This is a genomic window from Brevibacillus sp. NRRL NRS-603 (assembly GCF_003013445.1).
Classification (GTDB): domain Bacteria; phylum Bacillota; class Bacilli; order Brevibacillales; family Brevibacillaceae; genus Brevibacillus; species Brevibacillus formosus.
Genome location: NZ_PXZN01000120.1, coordinates 1 through 4104 on the forward strand (window position 1 = coordinate 1; position 4104 = coordinate 4104).

Annotated in this window: 5 protein-coding genes; all 5 read left to right on the top strand. The window is 48.3% G+C overall.

Translation table 11 applies throughout. The features are described 5' to 3' along the window. A partial coding sequence (locus C7R94_RS28875; RefSeq protein ID WP_146142851.1) for a winged helix-turn-helix domain-containing protein occupies window positions 1–351 on the top strand: 351 nt, incomplete at its 5' end. 7 nt (window positions 352–358) lie between these two features. Further along, window positions 359–1705, top strand: a complete 1347-nt coding sequence (locus tag C7R94_RS28880; protein WP_106785953.1) for a HAMP domain-containing sensor histidine kinase — start codon at window positions 359–361, stop codon at window positions 1703–1705. An 80-nt stretch (window positions 1706–1785) separates the two neighbouring features. Then, window positions 1786–2412, top strand: coding sequence for a LysE family translocator (locus C7R94_RS28885; protein WP_106785954.1), 627 nt, complete (start codon window positions 1786–1788; stop codon window positions 2410–2412). Between the two features lie 214 nt (window positions 2413–2626). Then, a complete protein-coding gene (locus C7R94_RS28890) occupies window positions 2627–3838 on the top strand; it encodes an MFS transporter (RefSeq protein WP_106785955.1) in 1212 nt (403 codons plus the stop codon). A gap of 81 nt (window positions 3839–3919) precedes the next feature. Next, a partial coding sequence (locus C7R94_RS28895) for an LLM class flavin-dependent oxidoreductase (RefSeq protein ID WP_233220699.1) occupies window positions 3920–4104 on the top strand: 185 nt, incomplete at its 3' end.

The following is a 4104-nucleotide window of genomic DNA, read 5'->3' on the forward strand; positions in this document are numbered from 1 at the left end:
GCCGTCATGCGTCGTGCGGGCGATTATTCAACACTCTCCGATTTCGTTGAAGTTGGCGACTTGACCATATCGATGAATGAGAAGAGAGTCACGAAAAATGGAGTCGCTTTGGAGGTTACGCCAAATGAATACCGCTTGCTCACAACGCTTGTCCGTTATCCGGGGAGGACGTGGGGCAGGGAGGAGCTCGTGCGTGAGGTAATGGGGTTTGATTTCGAGGGATACGACCGAACCATTGATACGCATATCAAAAATCTTCGCCAAAAGATAGAGGCAGACCCGAAGCAACCGGAGTATATCAAGACGGTGTATGGATTGGGCTATCGCTTTGACGATCCCATGAAGAAGTGAGGCCACGATGAAGCATATTTGGGTAAAGCTTGCTTTTGTGATCATGACAGTCGGCGCATGTGCTGTTCTTTTTTCCTCGTTGTTGTCCGTAAAGGAAATGGATGTTCATTTTTCCATGTATGCCGATGAAGTGAGAAATCAGCATAACGAAGAAATATCGCGAGTCGCACTCCAGGCGTATCAGGACAATCAGGGCTGGGGAGCGGAAGCCTACCACAAGCTTGAAGCAGTTTCTGAGGTTTTGGGATTACATATCATACTCCTGGATCAGCAACAACAAGTGAAAAACGAGTGGGGCAAGCGGCCAGTCCATACGAGCAATTACAGTGTTGACAAGATTCCCCTTGTCAGTAAGGGTGTCATGATTGGCCAACTAGTGATTAGCCACGATGATCGGAGTGCCTATATGACCTTGGAAAGTCATTTCCAATGGGCCCATAAAAACACGACGATGTGGACGATGGCTGTGCTGCTCATCCTGGTCATTATCATCAGTATACCGCTCGCTCGGACCATGGTGCGTCCAGTCGTACAAGTGAGCACCGCAGCGCAACGAGTCGCGCGAGGCAATCTGTCCATACGCGTACCGGAGCCTCGTGGCAAGGATGAAGTAACGTCATTGGTCGTTGCTTTTAACAACCTGGTCCATAGTCTTGAGCATCAGGAAGAACTGCGAAAGCGACTGACCTCCGATATTGCCCATGAATTGCGAACACCACTGAATACCTTGCTGGCGCAAGTAGAGGGGATGATCGACGGCATCTGGGAAGCAACTCCCAAAAATCTCGAAAGCACAAGGTCTGAGGTACTGCGTTTGAGCCGTCTCGTCCGCGATTTAGATCAGGTGATCCAGGTGGAGTCAGGTTCCTTGCAAATGCGCAGTGAAGAGGTGGAGCTACGTGAAGTCGTCAAAGAAGTCACCGAGTCGATGAGTGCTACGTTTGCCCGTGAGCAAGTGAAATTTCACTTCAAAGGTGATCACGCTGTCTGGATCAAAGGGGACAGGCAGAGACTGGCGCAAATCGTAGCCAATTTGTTGACGAATGCCTGCAAGCATACGCCAGCGGGAGGAGAAGTCGTAGTCACGGTAGACAAGCCGAATCCGATGGTCCGGTTGCAAGTGAAGGACAGCGGCACGGGCATCGATCAAAAGGACCTCCCGTACGTCTTCGAGCGTTTTTATCGGGGAGATCGCTCGCGAGCAAGAGAACGCGGTGGAGCAGGATTGGGGTTGACGATTGTGAAAGGGATCGTGGAGGCGCACAAGGGAATCATCTCGTTGGATAGCAGAGTGGGGGAGGGAACGACCATCACGATTTTGTTTCCGTCACAAGCTCATGAAAGCGAAAAGTAAGCCTATACCGTATCGTTCTGGCTGTACATCGTTTATGATAGAAAGAGAATTTGAATATTCGATACAAAGAGGGAGAGCACATGTTTGATTGGACTACCATGGGAGCATTTTTAGCTGTTGTGATCGGCCTCTTTTTAATACCGGGACCCGCTGTCCTGTTAACTGCGACGCGTACCGTTCAGGGAGGACGTAAAGCAGGGATCATGGCTGGGCTGGGCATTGCTACGGGAGACTTCATTCATACGATTTTTGCTGCCGTCGGTTTATCCGCGATTTTGATGACATCTGCATGGGCATTCAATCTCGTAAAATATGCAGGAGCGGCTTACTTGGTCTATTTAGGCGTTCGGGCCATGCTTGAAAAACCGGTTGACCCAGAGCTGCCAAAAGTAACACCGTTGCCACCGCTGCAATCGTATGGGCAAGCCATCCTCGCAGAAGTTCTGAATCCGAAAACGGCGTTGTTCTTTCTGGCGTTTCTGCCACAATTCGTACATCCTGAGCGTGGGGGAGCCATTTTCCAATTCCTAGTCCTGGGACTGATTTTCGCTATTTTAGGGTTCTTTTACACCGCGTTGATTGCGATCAGCATCAGACCACTGGGGCATCTGGTGAAGCGAATTTCCTGGCTGGGCCGCTGGAGTGGCAAGATCGTAGGCTCTGTTTATATCTTATTGGGATTAAAAATAGCACTGCAAGAAAGATAAGTTATGAGTCGGGAAGACAGTCTTCCCGGCTTTTTTGTTGCTTGAATATGGCTATAAGGTACTTTTTGGTGCCTATGATACTTGAAAGTACGTACTTTCTATCGAGTTAGGCATGAGACATAATAGCATTCAGAACCAATATATTCGCCAATCATGATAAGTAAGGGCCCTGCTTTGTGAACGGCAAGAAAAATAAAGGGAGGATACAACTCAGATGAGCACTATAACATCCAACGAGAAGCAGCAAGCAATCGGTGCGAAAAACTCCACTCTTGCTTTACTTGCTCTCGCAATCAGCGCATTTGGTATCGGGACTACTGAATTCGTAATCGTCGGTTTGTTGTCTACAGTCGCACAGGATTTGAAAGTAACCATTACTTTAGCAGGACTTCTTATTTCTGGATATGCATTAGGCGTCGCTATTGGAGCGCCAGTTATTACAGCACTTACAAGTCGAATTCCACGCAAGATGCTGCTCATGCTTTTGATGATTGTCTTTGTTGTCGGAAACAGTGCGGCAGCCCTGTCGAGTAGTTTTACGCTTTTAATCATTGCCCGTTTCTTTACCGCGTTTTCTCATGGGGTATTTTTCTCCATTGGTTCTACGATTGCAGCCGATCTGGTGCCAGAAAACAAGCGTGCCAGTGCGATTGCGACGATGTTTACAGGTCTGACTGTTGCAACTGTTACAGGTGTACCTTTGGGAACGTTTATTGGACAAATGTTTGGATGGAGAGCGACTTTTTGGGGAGTTGCCATTCTTGGAGTGATTGCACTTATTTCGACAGCGATTCTGGTACCAAGCAATTTGAAAAAATCCAAGCCTGCTTCCATTAAAGACCAAGTGAAAATAATGACAAACTTACCACTGTTGCTTGTCTTTGCAATTACGGCACTTGGCTACGGAGGTACCTTCGTAACCTTTACGTTCTTAGGTCCGATTTTAGAAGAAATCACAGGTTATCAGGCGAGTGCCGTCAGTCTGATTCTTCTCGTCTATGGGATTGCAGTAGCGATTGGAAATACGGTCGGAGGAAAAGCGGCCGACAAGAATCCTGTAAAAGCGCTGCGCTGGATGTTCATCATTCAGGCGATCATTCTGGTCATTCTCACGTTTACTGCGCCTTTCAAATGGGTGGGAATCCTCACGATTATGCTGATGGGCCTCTTGGCCTTTATGAACGTACCGGGCTTACAAGTATATGTCGTGCAGCTGGCTGAAAAATACGTGCCAAGTGCTGTTGATGTAGCTTCTGCCATTAACATTGCGGCATTCAATCTCGGCATTGCGATTGGAGCGTTCGTGGGAGGAATCATCGTCGATACCATTGGACTGATTCATACTCCATGGGTCGGCGGAGTGATGGTGTTAGGTGCAGCCTTACTCACGGTAATCAGCAGCAAGCTGGAAAAAACTCGTCGTTAATCGAACAAAGACGGCGGATGCGGATCAAAGCATGTGTCCGCCGTTGGTTTCCCAAATCCATCACGTAAGGAGAGAGCAGCGTTGAGCAAATTCGCCGGTCACTATGGTTTTCAGCGAATGTTCAAAGAAGGAAAAATGACGTTAGGATTTCACATTCCGCTGGAGGCATACGAATGGGAACCACCGACAATGGAGCGCCAGGTTGAACTTGTCCAAGCGGCAGAAGACTACGGCTTTACTGGTATCTGGCTGCGCGATGTGATTTT

Bases quoted from the DNA above. Each gene is read 5' to 3' on its own strand.
- C7R94_RS28880 (WP_106785953.1), top strand. From the start codon at position 359: ATGAAGCATATTTGGGTAAAGCTTGCTTTTGTGATCATGACAGTCGGC.
- C7R94_RS28885 (WP_106785954.1), top strand. From the start codon at position 1,786: ATGTTTGATTGGACTACCATGGGAGCATTTTTAGCTGTTGTGATCGGC.
- C7R94_RS28890 (WP_106785955.1), top strand. From the start codon at position 2,627: ATGAGCACTATAACATCCAACGAGAAGCAGCAAGCAATCGGTGCGAAA.